This window comes from Allobosea sp. 05T439, from assembly GCF_056396005.1.
Map to the genome: position 1 here is coordinate 38,175 of NZ_JBFTKP010000009.1, position 18,447 is coordinate 56,621.

At 65.0% G+C, this 18,447-nt stretch carries 18 protein-coding genes, 1 tRNA gene and 1 pseudogene; 8 read left to right on the forward strand and 12 right to left on the reverse strand.

Annotation, left to right across the window (positions count from 1 at the left end; all coding sequences use genetic code 11):
• Positions 1–201: 201 nt before the first annotated feature.
• A complete protein-coding gene (locus tag AC1DIO_RS12565) occupies positions 202–732 on the reverse strand; it encodes a gamma carbonic anhydrase family protein (RefSeq protein WP_441491405.1) in 531 nt (176 codons plus the stop codon).
• A 58-nt stretch (positions 733–790) separates the two neighbouring features.
• Positions 791–1,120 (reverse strand): DUF6949 family protein, encoded by a 330-nt coding sequence (locus AC1DIO_RS12570; RefSeq protein ID WP_069882633.1) that lies wholly within the window; start codon positions 1,118–1,120, stop codon positions 791–793.
• 184 nt (positions 1,121–1,304) lie between these two features.
• Here AC1DIO_RS12570 and AC1DIO_RS12575 point away from each other — a divergent pair, with 184 nt between their 5' ends.
• Positions 1,305–2,018, forward strand: coding sequence for a hypothetical protein (locus tag AC1DIO_RS12575; RefSeq protein WP_441491406.1), 714 nt, complete (start codon positions 1,305–1,307; stop codon positions 2,016–2,018).
• 14 nt (positions 2,019–2,032) lie between these two features.
• Here AC1DIO_RS12575 and AC1DIO_RS12580 read toward each other — a convergent pair whose 3' ends face one another.
• Positions 2,033–2,245, reverse strand: coding sequence for a DUF3126 family protein (locus AC1DIO_RS12580; protein WP_441491407.1), 213 nt, complete (start codon positions 2,243–2,245; stop codon positions 2,033–2,035).
• Positions 2,246–2,449: 204 nt separating this feature from the next.
• Between AC1DIO_RS12580 and AC1DIO_RS12585 the strand changes: the two genes are divergently transcribed.
• A complete protein-coding gene (locus AC1DIO_RS12585) occupies positions 2,450–3,826 on the forward strand; it encodes a serine hydrolase domain-containing protein (protein ID WP_441506160.1) in 1,377 nt (458 codons plus the stop codon).
• 137 nt (positions 3,827–3,963) lie between these two features.
• On the opposite strand, the gene AC1DIO_RS12590 is transcribed toward AC1DIO_RS12585, so the two are convergent.
• Complete coding sequence (locus AC1DIO_RS12590; RefSeq protein WP_441506161.1) at positions 3,964–5,286, reverse strand: serine hydroxymethyltransferase; 1,323 nt, start codon at positions 5,284–5,286, stop codon at positions 3,964–3,966.
• A 127-nt stretch (positions 5,287–5,413) separates the two neighbouring features.
• On the opposite strand from AC1DIO_RS12590, the gene AC1DIO_RS12595 reads away from it, so the two are divergent.
• The gene (locus AC1DIO_RS12595; RefSeq protein WP_476853467.1) at positions 5,414–6,316 is read left to right on the forward strand and encodes a LysR family transcriptional regulator; all 903 of its coding nucleotides are present in this window, start codon (positions 5,414–5,416) and stop codon (positions 6,314–6,316) included.
• Here the strand turns inward: AC1DIO_RS12595 and cysE are convergent.
• The gene (gene cysE, locus AC1DIO_RS12600) at positions 6,307–7,155 is read right to left on the reverse strand and encodes a serine O-acetyltransferase (protein ID WP_476853468.1); all 849 of its coding nucleotides are present in this window, start codon (positions 7,153–7,155) and stop codon (positions 6,307–6,309) included. The genes AC1DIO_RS12595 and cysE overlap by 10 nt on opposite strands.
• Positions 7,156–7,339: 184 nt before the next feature.
• Positions 7,340–8,107 carry an alpha/beta fold hydrolase gene (locus tag AC1DIO_RS12605; RefSeq protein ID WP_476853469.1) on the reverse strand — a complete coding sequence of 256 codons (768 nt, stop codon included), beginning with the start codon at positions 8,105–8,107 and terminating at the stop codon, positions 7,340–7,342.
• 92 nt (positions 8,108–8,199) lie between these two features.
• On the opposite strand from AC1DIO_RS12605, the gene AC1DIO_RS12610 reads away from it, so the two are divergent.
• The 4 genes from AC1DIO_RS12610 (at position 8,200) to AC1DIO_RS12625 (ending at position 11,144) form a co-directional block, all read left to right on the forward strand.
• Positions 8,200–9,165, forward strand: a complete 966-nt coding sequence (locus tag AC1DIO_RS12610; protein WP_476853470.1) for a heparan-alpha-glucosaminide N-acetyltransferase — start codon at positions 8,200–8,202, stop codon at positions 9,163–9,165.
• Between the two features lie 73 nt (positions 9,166–9,238).
• The gene (locus tag AC1DIO_RS12615; RefSeq protein WP_069880056.1) at positions 9,239–9,490 is read left to right on the forward strand and encodes a zinc-finger domain-containing protein; all 252 of its coding nucleotides are present in this window, start codon (positions 9,239–9,241) and stop codon (positions 9,488–9,490) included.
• A gap of 85 nt (positions 9,491–9,575) precedes the next feature.
• The gene (locus AC1DIO_RS12620) at positions 9,576–10,763 is read left to right on the forward strand and encodes an FAD-dependent monooxygenase (protein ID WP_441506165.1); all 1,188 of its coding nucleotides are present in this window, start codon (positions 9,576–9,578) and stop codon (positions 10,761–10,763) included.
• 63 nt (positions 10,764–10,826) lie between these two features.
• A complete protein-coding gene (locus tag AC1DIO_RS12625) occupies positions 10,827–11,144 on the forward strand; it encodes a hypothetical protein (protein WP_441506166.1) in 318 nt (105 codons plus the stop codon).
• Between the two features lie 300 nt (positions 11,145–11,444).
• Here the strand turns inward: AC1DIO_RS12625 and AC1DIO_RS12630 are convergent.
• Positions 11,445–11,883 (reverse strand): annotated as a pseudogene (locus AC1DIO_RS12630) (chromate resistance protein ChrB domain-containing protein); the annotation flags it as partial.
• 270 nt (positions 11,884–12,153) lie between these two features.
• Positions 12,154–13,416 (reverse strand): hemolysin family protein, encoded by a 1,263-nt coding sequence (locus AC1DIO_RS12635; RefSeq protein ID WP_441491564.1) that lies wholly within the window; start codon positions 13,414–13,416, stop codon positions 12,154–12,156.
• Between the two features lie 239 nt (positions 13,417–13,655).
• Between AC1DIO_RS12635 and AC1DIO_RS12640 the strand changes: the two genes are divergently transcribed.
• Positions 13,656–14,267, forward strand: coding sequence for a DUF938 domain-containing protein (locus tag AC1DIO_RS12640; protein WP_441506167.1), 612 nt, complete (start codon positions 13,656–13,658; stop codon positions 14,265–14,267).
• 23 nt (positions 14,268–14,290) lie between these two features.
• Here the strand turns inward: AC1DIO_RS12640 and AC1DIO_RS12645 are convergent.
• From AC1DIO_RS12645 to AC1DIO_RS12660, 4 genes are all read right to left on the reverse strand, one after another.
• Positions 14,291–14,376 (reverse strand) — tRNA-Leu (locus AC1DIO_RS12645).
• A gap of 43 nt (positions 14,377–14,419) precedes the next feature.
• Positions 14,420–15,076 carry a DUF1190 domain-containing protein gene (locus tag AC1DIO_RS12650; RefSeq protein ID WP_441506168.1) on the reverse strand — a complete coding sequence of 219 codons (657 nt, stop codon included), beginning with the start codon at positions 15,074–15,076 and terminating at the stop codon, positions 14,420–14,422.
• Positions 15,077–15,112: 36 nt separating this feature from the next.
• Positions 15,113–16,726 (reverse strand): AMP-binding protein, encoded by a 1,614-nt coding sequence (locus tag AC1DIO_RS12655; RefSeq protein WP_441506169.1) that lies wholly within the window; start codon positions 16,724–16,726, stop codon positions 15,113–15,115.
• Between the two features lie 236 nt (positions 16,727–16,962).
• Positions 16,963–18,312 carry a hypothetical protein gene (locus AC1DIO_RS12660; protein ID WP_441506170.1) on the reverse strand — a complete coding sequence of 450 codons (1,350 nt, stop codon included), beginning with the start codon at positions 18,310–18,312 and terminating at the stop codon, positions 16,963–16,965.
• Positions 18,313–18,447 lie beyond the last annotated feature (135 nt).

The following is an 18,447-nucleotide window of genomic DNA, read 5'->3' on the forward strand; positions in this document are numbered from 1 at the left end:
CGTCCCCACCCCACCCCGTCCCCAGGCCGGGTTTCGCCATAGGGCCGACGCTTCCCCCCGAGGCGTCGGCCCGTCTCGTTTCCGGCCCTGGCCGGTGCGGTTGGATGATCGGACCAGATATCGTACCCGGACCGAGGATCTGAACTTCTGCGTGTGCGCCGGCCTTCCTGAAAACCGCAATCCGCCCTTCGGGCCGCTGCTTCAGCCGATCTGCTTGAGCCCGACGGCAAACTGCTTCCAGCGCGCGACATAGGCACGGGCCGAGCCTGCAATGCCGGCAATCGCCGCCTCGTCGAGCGTGCGGATGGCGCGGGCGGGAGACCCGACGATCAGCGAGTTCTCCGGAAACTCCTTGCCCTCGGTCACGAGAGCATTGGCGCCGACCAGGCTGTTGCGGCCGATTTTCGCGCCGTTCAGTACCGTCGCGCCCATCCCGATCAGGCTGTTCTCTCCGATGATGCAGCCATGCAGGATCGCCCGGTGGCCGATGGTGCAGCCGGCTCCGACGCGCAGCGGCGAGCCCATATCGGTGTGCAGGACGCAGCCCTCCTGGATATTGCTGCCTTCGCCGATTTCGATCCATTCATTGTCGCCACGCAGCACTGCGCCGAACCAGATTCCGACGCCGGCTGCGAGCTTCACCCTGCCGATCACATGCGCATCGGGCGCAAGCCACCACTGGCCTGCGGCGGGGCATTCGGGGGCAGTCCCGTCGAGCGAATAGAGCGGCATGGGCGGATCATCCTTCTGCAAACCTGCCGCGAGGATTGCAGGTCGGCCGGCCGCCCCGTCAAGCGCCGCCGACGTAATGCAGCAGGTCGAGCACCACGCGCCCCGAGGCGACGCTCCAGAGAGACGCCGCCATGCTCGCCAGCATGACGAAGGCAAAGGGCCGGCCATCGCTGCGGCGGCCCCTCACGGTATTGCGAAGGATGAGAAACGGCGCGCTGAAGACGACGACCGGCACGCTCGCGACCGCGGCCAACCCTCCCGTCTGCAGCAGTTGAAAATCAGCACGCTTCTCGGTGAACAGCTCGAAGGCGCTCGCCATCAGCCCGGCAAAGGCAAAGCCGATGAACAGGGACTGGAGTGCCTCGACGGCAGCGGGTTCGATACGCAACGTCACGGCTCCGGGCGAGAACGCACCTGCACTGTGCCGCATGGTTTACGAAGTGTGAAGAAATCTCGTTAGCGATGGTTAACCCTTGCGCCGCGCGGCAATCCTCGCGCAATCCGCATGGTTTACGKAGCATTAAGGCGCGTCTGATTCAGTCACTGGCACCTGTTATCGAGGTGCTTGGATCTTGACCGCATACGCGCACCATTCGCCCCAACGCGCCGCCGGCCTCACGACCGTGGTCCGCGCACGCCTGAATCGGCCGCCGCCGCCCCTGCCTCGCGCTGACGGCGCGCTCTGGAAGGCGGCCGGCGCGATCCTGCTGGTTGCCGCCGCAGCAACCGGATACGCTCTCTACGGCCATCGCCTGGCGGCAGCTCCTGTGACCCAGCACCAGCCGGCGCGCGTCGGCCAGGTCTCGCTTCTGGTTCCCCAGGATCTGGCCGGCTCCGAACAGGAAGACAGCGAGCGGGTGGTCGGCATGACCCGGCTGCGTCTCGACTGGCCGAGTTTCGGTCCCGTGACCGCCCAAAGCCGACGCAAGCTACTGGTCACGTTGAGCCCGCCCGACAAGGTCAACGAGCCGGCGACACAGCTCTCGGTCTATGCCCGCTTCCTGACTCCGACGGTCTGGTCCAATCCGGGCGGGCTTGTCGTACGCGGGTTCCGCAAGGGCTCACCCTATGAGGGCGACGAGCTCTACGTTTCGGTCCCGGATGGGCGAGGCTTTGCAGCGCGCTGCCCGGTGAACACCGGCCCCGCCCCTCTCGACGAACTCTGCCGCGTCACCTTCCGGCATCGCGGACTTGACGTGAACATCCGCTTCCCGCGCGCCGTCATCGCCGACTGGGAGCTGATGGTCGGCGGCGTCAGGCGCACCATCGATGGGATGATGCGCTGAGCCGCTGATGGCCCTCAGCCTTCGAGATCGACGTCGAGGATCGCCATGGTGAAGTTGAACGAGCGGTCGCCATCCTCGTCGTCGACATGGATGATGCCGATGAACTCTTCACCCAGATAAACCTCGGCGGAATCGGTCTTCTTCATGCGCGCCCGCACGCTGATGCCATGATTGGCGAAGGTGCGCCGAAGATAGGCTTCGAGCTTGGCGAGTTCTGTCTTGTCCACTGGTTGGTCCTTTCAGAGTGGCGGGACGGATGCCATGGCCGGGCTGCGAGGGCAAGCGAAACGCTGTCACGCCCGCGTTCAACCTGAGATCCGGGCCTCGCGCTGCGTCACGCTCGCATGGCAGCGCTTGCTCCTGCATATCTGCCGCCCTCGCGGTGATCGTGCCATGTTCCATCCCCCACATCGCCAATGATGGATTGCCCGATGACGCCCTGGCTGCCCGCTGCCCTGAATTATGTCTCGAGCTGGCTCGAATTCCAGCGCCGCCATCACGATCAGCCGGGCTGCGCCGTGGCCATCGCGAGCGGCCAGAAGATCGTCCTGGAGGCTGCCTTCGGCAGCGCCGACATCGAGACCGGAGAAGCGTTGACGCCGCGCCACGGCTTTCGCATCGCCTCGCATTCCAAGACGTTCACGGCAGCCGGGATCCTGCGACTGGTCGAGGCGGGCCGCATCAGGCTCGATGACAAGGTCGGCAGCTTTGTCACCGGCCTGCATCCTGACGTCGCCGCCGTGACCCTGGCGCAACTGCTCTCGAACAGCGCCGGCCTGACCCGAGATGGCGCCGACAACGGCCAGTTCTTCGACCGCAAGCCCTATCTCAGCAAGGACGAGCTGCTCGCCGATCTCTCGGTTGCGCAGCCCTTTCCGCCCTCGCAGCGCTTCAAATACTCGAACCATGGCTTCGGCCTTCTCGGCCTCGTCATCGAAGCCGTGACGGGCCAGGCCTATCGTGACTGGATTGCCGCCGAGGTCGTCGCACCTGCGCAACTCAGCGAAACCCGCCCTGATATCGGGCTCTGGGCAGACCGCCCCATGGCCAAGGGTCATAGCCCCAGAATGCCTCTTGGGCGCAGGGTKGTCATTCCCGGAGACAACCCCGGACACGCCATGACCTCCGCCGCCGGCTTCGTGGCTACTGCCGCAGACGTCGCGCGTTACTTCGCGCAGCTTTCACCGCAGGCAGAGCGCAGCATCCTGTCTGCGCTCAGTCGCCGCGAGATGAGCCGCCGTCTCTGGCCCGACGACGAAGCCAGTCTTGGCCGCCATTACGGCCTTGGCACGATTTCCGGCGGACATGGCGACTGGAAATGGTTCGGCCATTCCGGTGGTTTCCAGGGCTTCATCACCCGTACCGTCGTCCTGCCGAAGCAGGACCTGACGATCTCGGTCCTGACCAATGCCATTGACGGGTTGGCCCATCAATGGCTCGACGGCATCCTCCACATCGTCCGGACATTTTCCGATGAAGGTGGCCCCTCACCCGAGACCGAAGGCTGGGTTGGGCGCTGGTGGAGCATCTGGGCCTGCGGCGATCTCGTCCCCGTCGGCAACAAGGTGCTCTGCGCCAGCCCGGCCCTCTTCACGCCCTTTCTCGACGCGGGAGAGATCGCGGTCGAGGCTCCTGACCAGGGTCGCCTGAGCAAGGCGTCGGGCTTCAACAGCCCGGGTGAGACAGCACGCCTGGTCCGCGACAGCACCGGCGCAATCGAGTCGATCTGGCTCGGCGGCGCGCATCTCGTCTCCGAGGCTGCGCTGCGCGCCGAGATGCTTGATCGCTATGCGAAGCGCAGCGGCTAGCTCATCGCCCCGGGTCTCGTATCCGGTCCGATGAGCTGATCCTCCGTGTTTGCATCGGTCCGAAACCGCGTTCGACGCTTCGGGCCGGCGCATGAGGTTTCGGCGCCGGTACGCACCTGCCCGCCGGCCGCCACTCGTCAGCGCATGAAGTGCAGCTTCGTGAAGCGGCTGCGCAAGGCCGTGACATCCCGTGCAACGGCCCCGGCGGGCCGAGCTCCGCTCAGACCTTCAGCGATATAGCCGGCGAGCTCCGGCATGTCGGCAGCTGTCATGCCGAAGCGCACGATCTCGGGCGTCCCGAGCCGCAGGCCGTTGACATCGCCTGCGACGGGCGCGATCGGCAGGCCGATCCCGCAACTCAGGATGTTGACCTCGCGCAGCCGTTTCGCGGCCGCCTGCCCGCCGCCGTAGGGGGCCGCCTCGATGGCGAACTGATGCGATGTCGTGATGCCGCGATCGCGCGCGAAGACCGGGACCTGCCGTTCGACAAGGGCATCGGCCAGCGCCTTCGCGGTCTGCGCCATCATCTGCGCATAGGCGCGGCCATGCGCCTTCCAGTCGAGCAGCGTAATGGCGAGAGATGCCGATTTTGCCGCGTCGAAATTGGCGGTCAGACCGGGATAGGCGATGGCATCGAGCTTCCTGGCAAGGTCGGCGTCATTGGTGACGATCAGGCCCGAAGGCGGACCGCCCAGGCTCTTGTAGGTGCTCATCGTCATCAGATGCGCTCCCTCCTGCAGTGGTTGCTGCCAGGCATGGCCGGCGATCATGCCGGACATATGGGCGGCATCGAACAGCACGATCGCTCCGACCTCGTCCGCGATGGCGCGGATCTCGCGGATCGGATGCGCGAACAGGTTGAGGCTGCCGCCGATGCTGATCAGCTTCGGGCGGAGACGCAATGCGTCCTCACGCAGCCTGCCGAGATCGACCGTGTAGTTCAGCGCGTCGACCGGCGCGGGATGGGTGATGACGCCGTAAAGCCCGGCCGCGCCAGCGCCATGATGAGTGACATGCCCGCCGATATCGCCCGGTGGAGCGATGATGCAGTCCCCCGCCTTCGCCACCGCCATGAAGGCATAGAGATTGGCGATGGCACCCGACGGCACCCGGATTTCTGCGTAGCGGGCACCAAAGACCTGTGCCGCGAGCTCCGCGGCAATGATCTCGATCTTCTCGATCGCCTCGAGCCCCATCTCATATTTGTCGCCGGGGTAACCGAGCGAAGGCCGCGCGCCCAGGCCGGCCGAGAGCGCCGCCTCCGCTTTCGGGTTCATGATATTGGTTGCGGGGTTGAGATTGACGCAATCGCGCTCGTGGATCGCGCGGTTCTCCGTCGTCAACGCCTGGATCGACCGCTCGGTCGCATCGAGATCCTGCAGGGCGACGGTCTCGGCGACCGTGAGCACGTAGTCCTCGCTTGCCGCTGGCACCCAGTCGCGCCTGCCCAACGCCGCCATGTCCGTTTCTCCATCCGGTCGAACCGCAACGCGCGGTACGCCGTGATTGGAGCCGTTTGCCGCAGGTGGCGCAAACGAGTTATCGTCGCCGCAAGACAGAGAAAATCTAAGGCTCCGACAGGTCGCCATGCCCGTGACGCCACCACGCCCCCGTCTGCCCCCACTCAACGCGCTACGTGCCTTCGAGGCCGCCGCGCGCTGCGAGAGTTTTGCCAAGGCAGCAGAGGAACTCGGAGTGACGGCTGGCGCGGTGACGCAGCAGATCCGACAGCTGGAGGCAGCGCTCGGGGTCCAGCTGTTCCGGCGGTTGCCACAAGGTGTCGCCTTGACGCCGGCTGCCCGTGCGGCGCTGCCGCGCCTCAGCCGCGGCTTTGATCTGCTGGCATCGTCGATGCTGGAACTGGGCGGAGGGCATGAGAGCCGCACGCTCACCATCGCCGCCCTGCCCTGCATCGCCCAGCTATGGCTCTCACCGCGTCTTGCCGGGCTTCAGCAAGCGTTCCCCGGATTGCAGGTCTCGGTCTCGGCCATGGAGCAACCACCGAACACAAGGCACGAGCTTTGCGACATCGCAATCTTCTATCTTGGGGATGGCAAGGCCGCTCCATCGGCGCTCGTGCTCGACCCTGATGCGATCACACCGGTCTGCTCTCCCKCCGTCGCATCCCGGCTCCAGACCGTTGCCGGCCTCGCTGATGAGACCCTGCTGCACGACGCGGTCTGGCGCGGCGACTGGGCGCGCTGGCTGGCCTCCATCGACGCCGGTGAGAGCGTCGATCCGGCGCGTGGCCCGTCATTCTCGCTCTACAGCGTCGCGCTCGATGCTGCGCTGTCGGGTGCTGGCGTGCTGATGGGCCGGCTCAGCCTGCTCCAGCCCTATCTTGCCGATGGTCGGCTGGTCGCGCCGCTTGGACCTGCGTTGACGACACCGGACCGGATGACCCTGCTGTTGCCGGCACAAGGTCACCCCCGCCGCCAGGAGGTCGCCGATTGGCTGCAGGCGTCAGGACGGATTGGTGCTCAGATGTGAGCGCCGCAGTCGCCGGCGAGAATCTGATCCATGGAGCGCGACGGCTCGGCGCAGCCCGCTTCCCCGACTACCTTTGCGGGTACGCCGGCAACGGTGGTGTTGCGCGGCACCGCAGTCAGCACGACTGAACCGGCTGCGACACGGGCGCATTTGCCGACTTCGATATTGCCGAGGATCTTGGCGCCGGCGCCGATCAGGACCCCCTTGCGGATCTTCGGATGGCGGTCGCCGCTCTCCTTGCCGGTGCCGCCCAGCGTCACGTCCTGCAGCATCGAGACGTCATCCTCGATCACAGTCGTTTCGCCGACCACGAGGCCCGTTGCATGGTCGAGGAAAATGCCCTTGCCGATGCGCGCCGCGGGATTGATGTCGGTCTGGAATACTTCGGAGGAACGGCTCTGCAGATAAAGCGCGAAATCGCGACGCCCCTGGTTGAGCAGCCAATGCGCCAGCCGGTGGCCCTGCAGGGCGTGGAAGCCCTTGAAGAACAGCACGGGCTCGATCAGCCGCTTGCAGGCCGGGTCACGGTCGAGCACCGCAAGAACATCGGCGCGCATGCCCTGGGCGATCTCGGGGTCGGCAGCGATGGCCTCGGCAAAGGCCTGCTCGATCAGATCCGCCCCGAGAGCGGGATGCGCGAGCCGCGCCGCCACGCGATGGCCGACCACCGCCTCGAAACTCGGCTGGTTGAGAATCGACGACAGAATCAGGCTGCCCAGCGCTGGCTCGATGCCGAGCGCCTGTTCGGCCTCGCGCCGCAGCCGAGTCCAAACCGGATCGACCCTGTCGAGCCCGGTGACCGGGTGGCGCGGTTCTACGACGGAGCGCCCTGACGGCATGATCGTTCTCCGKAATACGGTGTGTTTCAGAACCGCACTCTAGCACGGCGCCATGCTGCAATGCCAAACAAGAACGCTGCCTTGCCCTGCCTGGACCGCAGGGAAACCGGCATCAAACCTGGGATATCCGCCCCAAACCGTTGCATCCGCCGGCATGTCATCGCGAGGCGATGAAATCGTCGGCTCAGAGCCATCTGAGGAAATCGAGCACGGCCTGCTTGTGGGTCTTGTCCCCAACTGCGAGGTTGTGATCGCGCCCCTCGATCGCGAAAGCCTCCGCATTCGGAATGAGAGCCGCGAGTTCCTGCCCGGAGCCCGCGACATCGTCCTTGGTTCCGACGCTGACCAGGGCCGGCATCGCGATGCGGCCGACCTCGTCTGGCGTGAGCGTCTGCCGCGACCCGCGAATGCAGGCTGCGAGTGCCTTGAGATCGCTCTTGTTGGCGTCCGCAAAGGCACGGAACATCCGCTGCATCGGGTCGCTCAGGACATCGAGCGAGGGAGCCTCCATCGCATCCGCAATGCCGAGCGGCAGGCCGACGCCCTCGACAAGATGAATGCCGAGCCCGCCGAGCAGCAGCGAACGCAGGCGCTGCGGATGGGCAAGCGCGAGATGGGCCGAGATGCGCGCGCCCATCGAATAACCCATCACGTCCGCCCGCGCGATCTCGAGGTGATCCATCAGGCGGCGCACATCCTCCGCCATGATGTGCGAGGAATAGGCCTCCGGCTCATGCGGTTTGTCGCTCTGGCCGTGGCCGCGATTGTCGAGCGCAACGACACGGTAACCCGCATGGGTCAATGTCTTCGTCCACTGCGTATTGACCCAGTTGACCATGTGGCTGGAGGCAAAGCCATGGACCAGGATGATGCTCTCGCCGCGCGGCGCGTCATTGGTCGGGGCGAGGTCGATGAAGGCGAGATTGACGCCGTCCGAGGAGAATTTCTGCATGGCACGTCGCGGAAGCTGCGGGGGGTCTTCACCTGCCATGCAGGAGCGACTTTGTGTAGCTGTGTTTCCGCCGCTTGCCTATGAAGGCTGATATGAGCCACGCTGAGACGGCCCCGACATCGTCGCTTCCACGCCGCCGGATCGACCTTGTCGATCTTGCCCGCGGCCTCGCTCTGCTGGCGATGTTCGTCTACCACTTCGCCTATGATCTTTCCCATTTTGACCTGATTGCAACCGATGTCCCCGCCCATCCCGGCTGGAGCGCCTTCGCGCGCCTGATCGCAGGGTCCTTCCTGACCATCGTCGGCTTCAGCCTGGTGCTGGCGACGCGCAKGGGCGTKAACCTGTCCGCCTATTTCCGCCGGCTGGCCATGGTCGTAGGCGCCGCGGCGCTGGTCACGATCGCGACCTGGTTCGCCATGCCGGAGAGCTTCATCTACTTCGGCATCCTCCACAATATCGCGCTCTCCAGCGTGCTCGCCCTGCCCTTCCTGCGACTGCCGGCCGCTGTCCTGCTCCTGTTCAGCGCCCTGTTATTCGCGCTGCCACTGCTTCCTGCGCCGCAAATGCTCGATCAACCCTGGCTGCTCTGGCTCGGCTTCGCTCATGTCTCCGGGGCAACCGCCGATTTCGTACCGATCGTGCCCTGGTTCGGATGCGTGCTGGCAGGCATGGCTCTCGGAAAGATGGCGCTCGCCAGGCAGGGAAGCTGGAGCCACTGGCAGGCGCGCTCGCTGCCGGCCCGCGTCATCGCCTGGGGCGGGCGGCACAGCCTCAGCGTCTACCTGCTGCACCAGCCGATCTTCATCGGAGTGCTGCTCATCGTCATGCGGCTGGCCGTCGGCCCCGAGCAGGAAGCGCGCCCGTTTCTGATCTCCTGCCTGCGCAGCTGTGTCAGCGCCGAAACCTCGCTGCAAGTGTGCGAGAAGGCCTGCAATTGCGCGATCGATGGCCTCAAGCGCGACGGACTCTGGCAAAAAGTCCTGTCAAACACGCTCACCCGGGAGGAAAGCGCGCGCACCGGATCGATTGCAGGTGCCTGCTTCCGGGCGCCCTGAGGCGCTTGCGCACACTGGCGCGGGCCGGCGTGACGGGTTAGAGGTGGGGCAAATCAACGCAAGAGCATGATCCATGGCCGATACGGGCATCCCGCATTTCCATAACCAGCCCGGCGTTGCCGTCATTCATGTCGGCGCGAAGGAATTCATGTGCATCGGGGCCAAGCCGCCCTTCGATCACCCGCATGTTTTCCTCGACATGGGCTCAGACGGCGAGATCATCTGCCCTTATTGCTCGACCTTGTTCAAATACGAGCCCTCGCTGTCGGCAGGCGCCTGCACGCCGCCGGAATGCGCCCATCACGAGGCAGCCAAGGCAGCGTGACGGGCGCCGGCGTTCAAGGCGCCCGCCGCTTCCGATCGCGACCGGTCGTTCCGGTTTCTGGCGCATCCGATTGCCGAAGACAGCCGTGTCCGCTCCCCATATCCTGATCGCCGGCTCCGGCATCGGCGGACTTACAGCCGCCATTGCACTCGCGCGGCGCGGCTTCTCCGTGACGGTCGCGGAAAAGCGCACCGGCTTCGGGGAAACCGGTGCCGGCATCCAGCTTTCGCCAAATGCCGGGCATGTTCTCGAAGCTCTCGATCTCGGCCTCGCCGTCAAGCGCGCCTCTGTGGTTGCCGAACGCCTCGTTGTGCGACGCTGGCAGGATGGCTCTCCGCTGGCAGAAATGCCGATGACCGCCGTCGGCTCCGGAACACCCTTCCGCACCATACGCCGAACCGACCTGCACACTCTGCTGCTCGACGCCGCCCGTTCCCTGCGCGGCATCCGGCTCATCGTCGGCCGCGGCCTGCGCGACATCGCCCAGAACGCGGACGGCATCACCGCGACGCTCGCGACCGAAGCCGGCCAGTTGGAGACCATTTCGGCACTGGCGCTGGTCGGCGCCGACGGGCTCTGGTCGCGCAGCCGCGAACTCATCGGTGATAACGCTCCGCCGGTCTTCACCGGCTATGAGGCCTGGCGGACCCTGGTACCCAACGCCGGCGGCCGCGCCGCGCCCGGCGTCGTGACCCTGCATCTCGGCCCGGGCCGCCATGCCGTGCATTACCCTGTCTCCGGTGGTCGCGAGACCAATCTCGTCGTCATTCGCGAAGCGAAGGAGGCCCGTGAGGGTTGGTCCCGCGACGGTGAGCCCGGGCAACTCGCCGCTCATCTCACCAAGGCCGAGCCCGTGCTGCACAAGCTTGCGACAGCGGCGCCCCGCTGGCTGGTCTGGTCGCTCTTCGACCGGCCGCCCGCAGCGATGGCACAGGGGCGCATCGCCTTGCTCGGCGATGCCGCCCATCCGGTCCTGCCCTTCATGGCGCAGGGTGCCGCGCTGGCGATCGAGGATGCCGGCGTCCTGACGCAGGAACTGACGGTTCATCTCCAGCAGGGCGGCGCCGCAGCGCTACCGGCGGCGCTCGCGGCCTATGCGACAGCCCGGCAGGACCGTGCCCGGCGCGTCCAGGCCACGAGCCGCAGCAACGGTCGGGCCTATCATTTGGAATGGCCCTGGACTATCGCGCGCAACTTCGCAATGCGCCGCCTTGGGCCCGATGGCATGCGCCATCGTCTCGATTGGCTCTACGATTGGCGATTGCAAGCCTAGGGCATCTCGCCTTCGCCGCATTCACTTCCTATCTCTCATGTGGAACCATCGGATGGAGACCACATGATCCGCGTCAATCTCTACGAGCAGCTCGCCGGCCAGAGGACTCGCATGCCGCGCTGGGCCTCCTGGCTGACCGTGGCAGCAAGCCTCGTTCTTGGCGTGACGCTGTTCCTCCTCGCAGCGAGCCTCGCCCTGATCCTCATTCCCGTCGTGCTTGCTGCCGGCGCGATCGCGGCCTGGCGCCTGAAGAGCAAGCTGAAGGCTGCCGGGTTCGACCAGCGCGATCCGTTCGCTCCGGTCCGTCCGGGTGCTGCGCGCGTCGAGGTCATCGATGCCGAGTACCGCATCATCGAGCCTGGCGAGCAGCCGCGGCGCTGACACGATCGCCATGCGTCCGACCGGATGCATGGCGGCGAACGATCGCTTTGCGTAGCATCGGATGTCTCCGAAACGTGGTTTCCACTCTTCGGCGCGATGCTCTGGCCCCCCAGAAGGATAGCCTCTACAGCAGGAGGCCCGCAGCCGCGCAGGCGGCAAGCGTCGGGATCATCCCGACCTTGAAGCGCAGCATTGCAATCATCGCGGCCAGGCCCACACCCTCGTTGCTTCACCGAGCGTCGGCATGCCCGCCACTGCTGGCGCCGCCTTGTCCGTCGCTGCGATCGTCATGGCCGCCGCTCAGGTCCTACTCGTCGGGGACGGCCAGTTATGGGTTTCTTCGGTTGCATCCCGGCACCAGCGATAGAAAGGCGTGATAGAGCAGCATACCGGCATCGCGTTGTGCCAGATCGTCATTGAACATGCGCGATAGCCCCAGCGAGGCAGCCAGGAAACCGGCGGATTCCGGCACCAGGTCGAGCCGCGCCGTATCGGCGGCGCGCACGATCGTGGCGAGACGACCCAGCACCGCCGAGGCGAGGCCAAACTCCTCCAGCATGATGTCAAAGCTGCAACGCTCGCCGCGATCACTCCAGAATACGCCGTCGATATCGAAGGGAACGGCCTGGAAGCGATCGGCCACCGCCACGCCCCGAAGGGGCCACGAACAGGATCACCGCTTTCGGAGCGACGAAGCGACGAATCAGCCCGGGGGGCACGCGATGCGGTCGGCCTTTGGGACGTGAGCGCGTCACGCAGACGATCGCCTGGGCATCGGGCAGACCGATGAGCCGGTACAAGGGGGATGTGGCGATCTGTGTGCTGGAAGACGCGAGCGTCCATCCCCGAATGAGGAAAACAGACGCGATCCTTGGGCTGACGCCTCACGGGGTCGTCGCGAAAAACCCCTAGGCCGGGATCAGACCACGGCTACTCCGGCAGGATCAATTGCGATTTCGAGCTGGCTGCCMTTGCACCGGACATGCCGGTGCAAGGGCAAAGGGCGTGCTCAATCCAGCCGGCTCACCAGCACCTTGTCGATGCGGCGCCCGTCGAGATCGACCACCTCGAAGCGCCAATGCCCCTTCTCGAAGAACTCTCCGACATTGGGCAGATGGTTGAGTTCGGCCAGGATGAAGCCGGCGACCGTCTGGAAATCGGCATCGCGCGGAATGTGGATGCCGAGTTCGTGCGAGAACTCGTCCACCTGCATCCAGCCTGCAACGAGATAGGAGCCGTCGGCACGCGTGACGATCGGCGGCTCGTCCTCGTCCTCCTCCTGGAAGACGCCGGTGATCGCCTCCAGCACGTCGCCGGGTGTGATGATGCCTTCGAAATGGCCGTACTCGTCGAAGACCAGCGCCATGTGGACGCGCGAGGACTTGATCTCCCGCAGCACCAGCAGGGCGTTGGCGGTGTCCATCACCACGGGTGCTTCCTGCACCAGGGCGCGCAGATCCTCGGTGCTGCCGGCGGACAGGAAATCGACCATATCCTTGACCACAATGACGCCGACGATCGCGTCCGACTCGCCGTCCTGAACCGGGAGCCGGGAGCGTTTGGAGGCACGAACCTGCGCGCGGATCTCCTCAGCTGTATCGGAGAGATCGATGACCTCGACCTCGCGGCGCGGCGTCATCAGCGCACGGGCGGAGCGATCGGCAAGGCGCATCACACCCGAGATCATCTCGCGTTCGTCGCGCTCCAGCACGCCGGCTGTTTCGGCCTCGGCAATGATGGTGCGGACCTCTTCCTCGGTCACCCTTTCTTCCGACTCGCCCTTCTGGCCGAGCAGCGCCAGCACGGTCTTGCCGGAGAGGTCGAGCAGGAAAACCAACGGCGCACCGATGCGCGACAGCAGGGACATCATCGGCGCAACGCGCGCCGCCACCCGCTCGGGGTCGCGCAACGCGATCTGCTTCGGCACCAGTTCGCCGACGATCAGCGAGAGATAGGTAATGGCAACGACGACCGTCCCGACGCCAAGACCATCGGCGACACGATTGGAGAACCCTTGCCCTATCAACCATTCCGACAGACGCGCACCCAGCGTCGCACCGGAGAAGGCACCGGACAGGACACCGACCAGCGTGATGCCGATCTGCACCGTCGAAAGGAACCGGCCGGGATGCTCCGCGAGGCGTATCGCCGTCGCTGCACCCTTGCTGCCTTGATCGCTGAGAACCTTGAGCCGCGCCGGACGGGAGGAGACCACTGCGAGTTCGGACATGGCGAGAAGACCGTTAATGACGGTCAACGCGACGACAATCAGGATCTCGGTTAACAAAACCCGCCCGCAGCATGCAGGGCCGCGCTCAATATCGACCTGCTTTCGGGCTTCTTATAGCGCATCGCGACGACTTGGCGATGGGTAAGCTTGAAGTTTGTGATAGCGAAATTTTGGCGGGCGCGAAGAAGCTCCGTGCCTTAACTGTAAGGGGGACAGGTGAGATGAATGCTCTACCTGGCCTTCGATGACAGCGTCGATACTTCCGGAGCACGCCTCGAGCCATGACTGATCCACGTCTCTTCGCCCCCGCGACACTGCGCAATCGTGAGCCGATCCTCGCTATCCTGCGCTCGACCCTTCCAGCCACCGGCCTAGTCCTGGAGATCGCCAGCGGCTCGGGCGAGCATGTCAGCCATTTCGCCGCCGCCCTGCCCGCACTGACCTTCCAGCCCTCGGACCCTGATCAGGATGCGCTCATCAGTACTGCGGCCTGGATCAGGGAAAGCCGGCTCGCCAATATTCGTCCGCCCGTTCAGCTCGATGCCGCAGCGGCCGAATGGCCGGTCTCCGCCGCCGATGCCATCATCTGCATCAACATGATCCATATCTCGCCCTGGGCCGCGACGCGTGGGCTGATGATGCAGGCCGGCAAGCTGCTGCCGGAAGGCGCTCCACTCTATCTCTACGGGCCCTATCGCCGGCCTGGCCGCACCCTCGAACCGAGCAACCTCGCCTTCGATGAAAGCCTGCGCGCCCGCAACGCGGAATGGGGCTTGCGCGAACTCGGCAACGTCGTTGCACTGGCGAAACAGGCAGGGTTTGGTGAGCCGGACGTAACCGAGATGCCGGCGAACAATCTGAGCCTGGTGTTTCGGCACGGGCCGCGCGGCTGATCCGCGCAATCGCAAGGCAAGCTTGGTGCGGACGGCGGGACTCGAACCCGCAAGCCTTTAGGGCGCAAGATTTTAAGTCTCGTGCGTCTACCAGTTTCGCCACGTCCGCGTGGACGCAGCCCTAGCGACAGCAGACGGCGGGCGCAAGCGCCTCAATGACGGCGAGCGGGCTTGTACCACTCGACTCCATCGGGATCGACATAGAGCCCCGGCGCAACATCGGAGCCGATGCGCTTCTGCTCCATCGGCACGCGCACGGTGTCGTCGCGATCGCCGCGCTTTACATAGGGGCCGCTCTCCTGCGGATCGTGGCCGCGCCCGCCTCTCCCAATCGAGCTGGCCTGGCCGATGACGCCGCGCCGCCCACCAATCTTGTCCTCGAGTGTCGTGATCGAGCGGCCGGCGAAGGCGATCTTCGTCGCGCCCTCGACCACGGGCAGGGCGCGGCTCGCGGTTCCCTCTCCCGTGACGCGGACACCGGTGAAGCGCGGCACATAAGTCGCGCCCCCACGGCCAAAGGAGTCCCAGCCACCCGTCGAGGAAACCTGCGCACCACAGCGCTTGTGGCTGCGCTCGCACAGGGCGCGCGACGCATAGCGTGGCGCCTTCTCCTCGAATTCGGCCCGGGCATTGCGATAGGCGAAATCACATTGCGCAGCAGTGAGCCGTCCCGCCTCGATGCATTCGTCGCGCCGCTCGTAGGTCTGGCTCGGCGCCTGCGCCGCGAGATCGGCGGGGCCCGCGAAGGAAAGAGCCGGCAGGAGCGCTGCGACGCGCATTATTGCGGCGAGGGAAGAGGCGGCCGTCATGATCATGACTCGGGCAATAACCGTAGAATTATGGCGTCACAGCAGCGCCCGCATCGTCGACGCAAGCTCGCGCGTCGCACCATAGTCGATCTTGCCGTTGCCCAGCACCGGAATCGCGCGCGCGACCAAAATGGCGCGCGGCGTCCACAGTTCGGGAAAGCCCTGCTGCTTCGCCGCTACCTGCAACGCAGCCTTGTCGGCATCAGGCTTTTCGGTGACCAGCACGAGTTGCTCGCCCTTGCGCGCATCCGGTAGCGCGACAACGACATGATTGAACCCAGGCCAGAGGGCCGCCACCATTGTTTCCACCGCAGCCAGCGAGACCATCTCGCCGCCGAGCTTGGCGAATCGCTTGGCCCTGCCGCGGATGCTGACGAAGCCGTCCTCGATCACCACGATATCGCCGGTATCGTGCCAACCGCCTTCGGGCGGCACGATACGCCCGGGCTCGTCCGCGCTGAGATAGCCCAGCATCACATTCGGGCCGCGGACATTCAGCCGCCCACCTTCATGAATGCCCTCGACCGGATCGAGCCGCGCCTCGATACCGGGCAGGAGTTTTCCGACGCTGCCCTCGCGGGTCGCGACGGGAGTGTTGCAGGCGAGCACCGGCGAGCATTCGGTGCAGCCGTAGCCTTCGAGGATCGTGGTGCCGTAGGGCTGCCACATCGCGCGTGTCTCCGGCTTCACGCGCTCGGCTCCGGCCACGACATAGCGCACGCTCTTCAGATCGTCGGGATCGGCAGCGCGCGCATAGCCCTGGAGGAATGTGTCGGTCGAGAACAGGAAGGTGCAGCCCATCTCGCCGATCAGTTTCGGCACCTGCTTGTAATGGAGCGGGCTCGGATAGAGCACGACCTTCATGCCGTGGAGCAGCGGCATCAGCAGCCCTGCGGTCAGGCCGAAGGAATGGAAGGCGGGCAACGCGTTCATGACAATATCGCGCTCGGAGAGGAAGCCGGCCGCAAGCGCAAAGATCTGGCGGGTATTCGAGACGAGGTTGGCGTGACTCAGCACCACGCCCTTCGGCTTGCCCTCGGTGCCGGAGGTGAACAGCACCACAGCTGGATCATCCGGCCGCCCTTCATAGGCCCGCAGGGCAAATGCCGGTGCCAGGCTCTGCATCGCGGCAAGCATCTTGTCGAAACTGGTCAAATCCCGGCGGATATCCTCAAGATAGACGACCCGCCTGCCCTCGCCGAGTGCCGCGATCTCATCGTCGAGCTTGGCCTGGTTGACGAAGCGACGCGAGGTGACGATCGTCTTCAAGCCGGCCAGTTCGGCCGCCGCCCGCAGGTTCTTCACCCCTGCCGTGAAGTTCAGCAGTGCCGGCACGCGGCCAAAGGCCGAAAGCCCGAACAGCGTCACCGCCATGCCCTGGACATTGGGCAGCATCAGTCCGACGCGTTCCCCCAACTCCGTGCCTGAAGCGAGCTTTCGCCCCAGAACCAGCGCTCCCAGAACGAGCCGGCCGAAGGTMACCGGCTGACGCTCCGGATCCTCGAGCGCGACGCGGCCCTTGCCACGCCGCGCAACCGCCTGAAGCAGCCCCCGAAACAGCGTGATGCGCGCGTCCTTGGCGTCGAAATCCGACGCGTTCAATTCGGTGGCGGCCATATCCTGGCTCTGCTCCCGGCTGGCGTTTCCCATGGAGGTTCACCGTAGCGGGATACCGTCCGGTTTCAACGCGAATGCGACGGTTGAGCCCCTGCTCTCCGCTCAAGCTGCAATCGCATCCAGCCCGATCCGTGGCAACGGCATCGGCGCCATTGGTGACACAGCCCCGTCGAACGCAGAAGGGCGGTTGCTTGGTCATTCGCGACCAGGCAACCGCCCTTCGACTGTGGCCTGCGCACCGATCATGCGCGCAGGCCGTCATGCTGGCGTCAGAATGCGGGCTGCAGTTGGGGCTCCAGGCGACCGCGGCGCCGGATGGTGTCAACCATGCCATGGGTCGCAGCGATGGCGATGAGCAGGATCAGCGCATAGGCCACGAGCAGCCGCGGAGCGGGCACGATGAAGTTGAAATGCGGCATGGCGCCCAGGATCAGCGGCACATACCAGGATGTCGCCGAGACCGTGCCGAAGACCATCATCATCGTAATCTGCTTGCGCGACAGGCCTGCAAAGAGCGACCGTCCTATCTGCTTTTCCATCAACGGCAGTACCGTTTTGTGGATGAAGTAGCCGTTGATCGTGAGAACGCCGACGATCGCGATCTTGGCCCAGACCTTCTGGTTCCCGAGCTTGACCGGGTCAAACATCGCGTAATGCGCCAGGTACAGAATTCCGGAAACCCAGAGCACCGCGAGGCCAGCCGATACGATACCGGTCATGAATTTGACCATCGCAACCTGTTCAGCCTTGATCTTTCCGGAGACGAGGAATTTGACGATCACGAGATCGAGGACCGTCGCGGCGCCCAATCCCAGAATGATGCCGAGCAGATGCATCACCTTGATGGCCGATTTCAGCAGTTCCCCGGGTTTGGCGATCAGAAGGCTGAAAGTGATCGGCCGTAGCGCCGAGCTCATGAACTTGACGGCCGGCGCCGTGACACTGTCCGCGGCGATGCTTGAAACAGCATTGGTCGCTTCCGCGGGGGGATGATCGGCGCTGGCCTCTGCCGCGAGAGGGTGATCAGCAATGGTCTCTGCCACCAGAGGGCGCTCAGCACTGGCCTCTGCCGCAAGCGGATGGTCGGCAATCGTCTCTGCCGGAAGAGCACGACCGGCAATGGTCGCCGGTGCAGGAGGGCGACCGCGATTGGCCGCGACGGCAGGACGACGACCGGCATTGGTAGCTCCCGCAGTTGGGCGATCTACCGTGAGCCGAAGGCTGCTATCGCGCCGAGTCGGGGCCGTCTCCGGTAGATCGTAAGGCAGCCAATCGCGCGCCGAATGTGATGAGGCTGCCGGAGGCGGAGCGCCGGCTCCGGAGCGAGACCGGGTTTCAGCCGGCGCCTGAGTAAAGCTGAATGTGACAACCAGGCAGGCTGCCAGGAGCAGCAACGCACCAGCGCCGATACTGCGCGACTTAAGTTGAAGGAATGAAATCATTCCGCCCCTTTCTTTATTCTTATGATAATTGACAATATAATTCACCGCGAACCACCCTTCGCGGGGAACGTCAATCGACCATAGAGAGAAGGATCTCGGACTTATGACCAAGAGGAAGGCATAGGTAGCGATGATAGGCTTAAGCGCAGGCACAGAGTTGGCAAATTCAATTTGCAAACGCTGCCGGACGACCGCTCACTAACCTTGGTTTACGGCAAAAATGTGCACCGCAACAAATGTTATGTCACAATGAAGTCGAAGCAGTGCAGTGAGAGGGATGGTCGCGCGTCCAGGAAACGACGATGTCGCAAG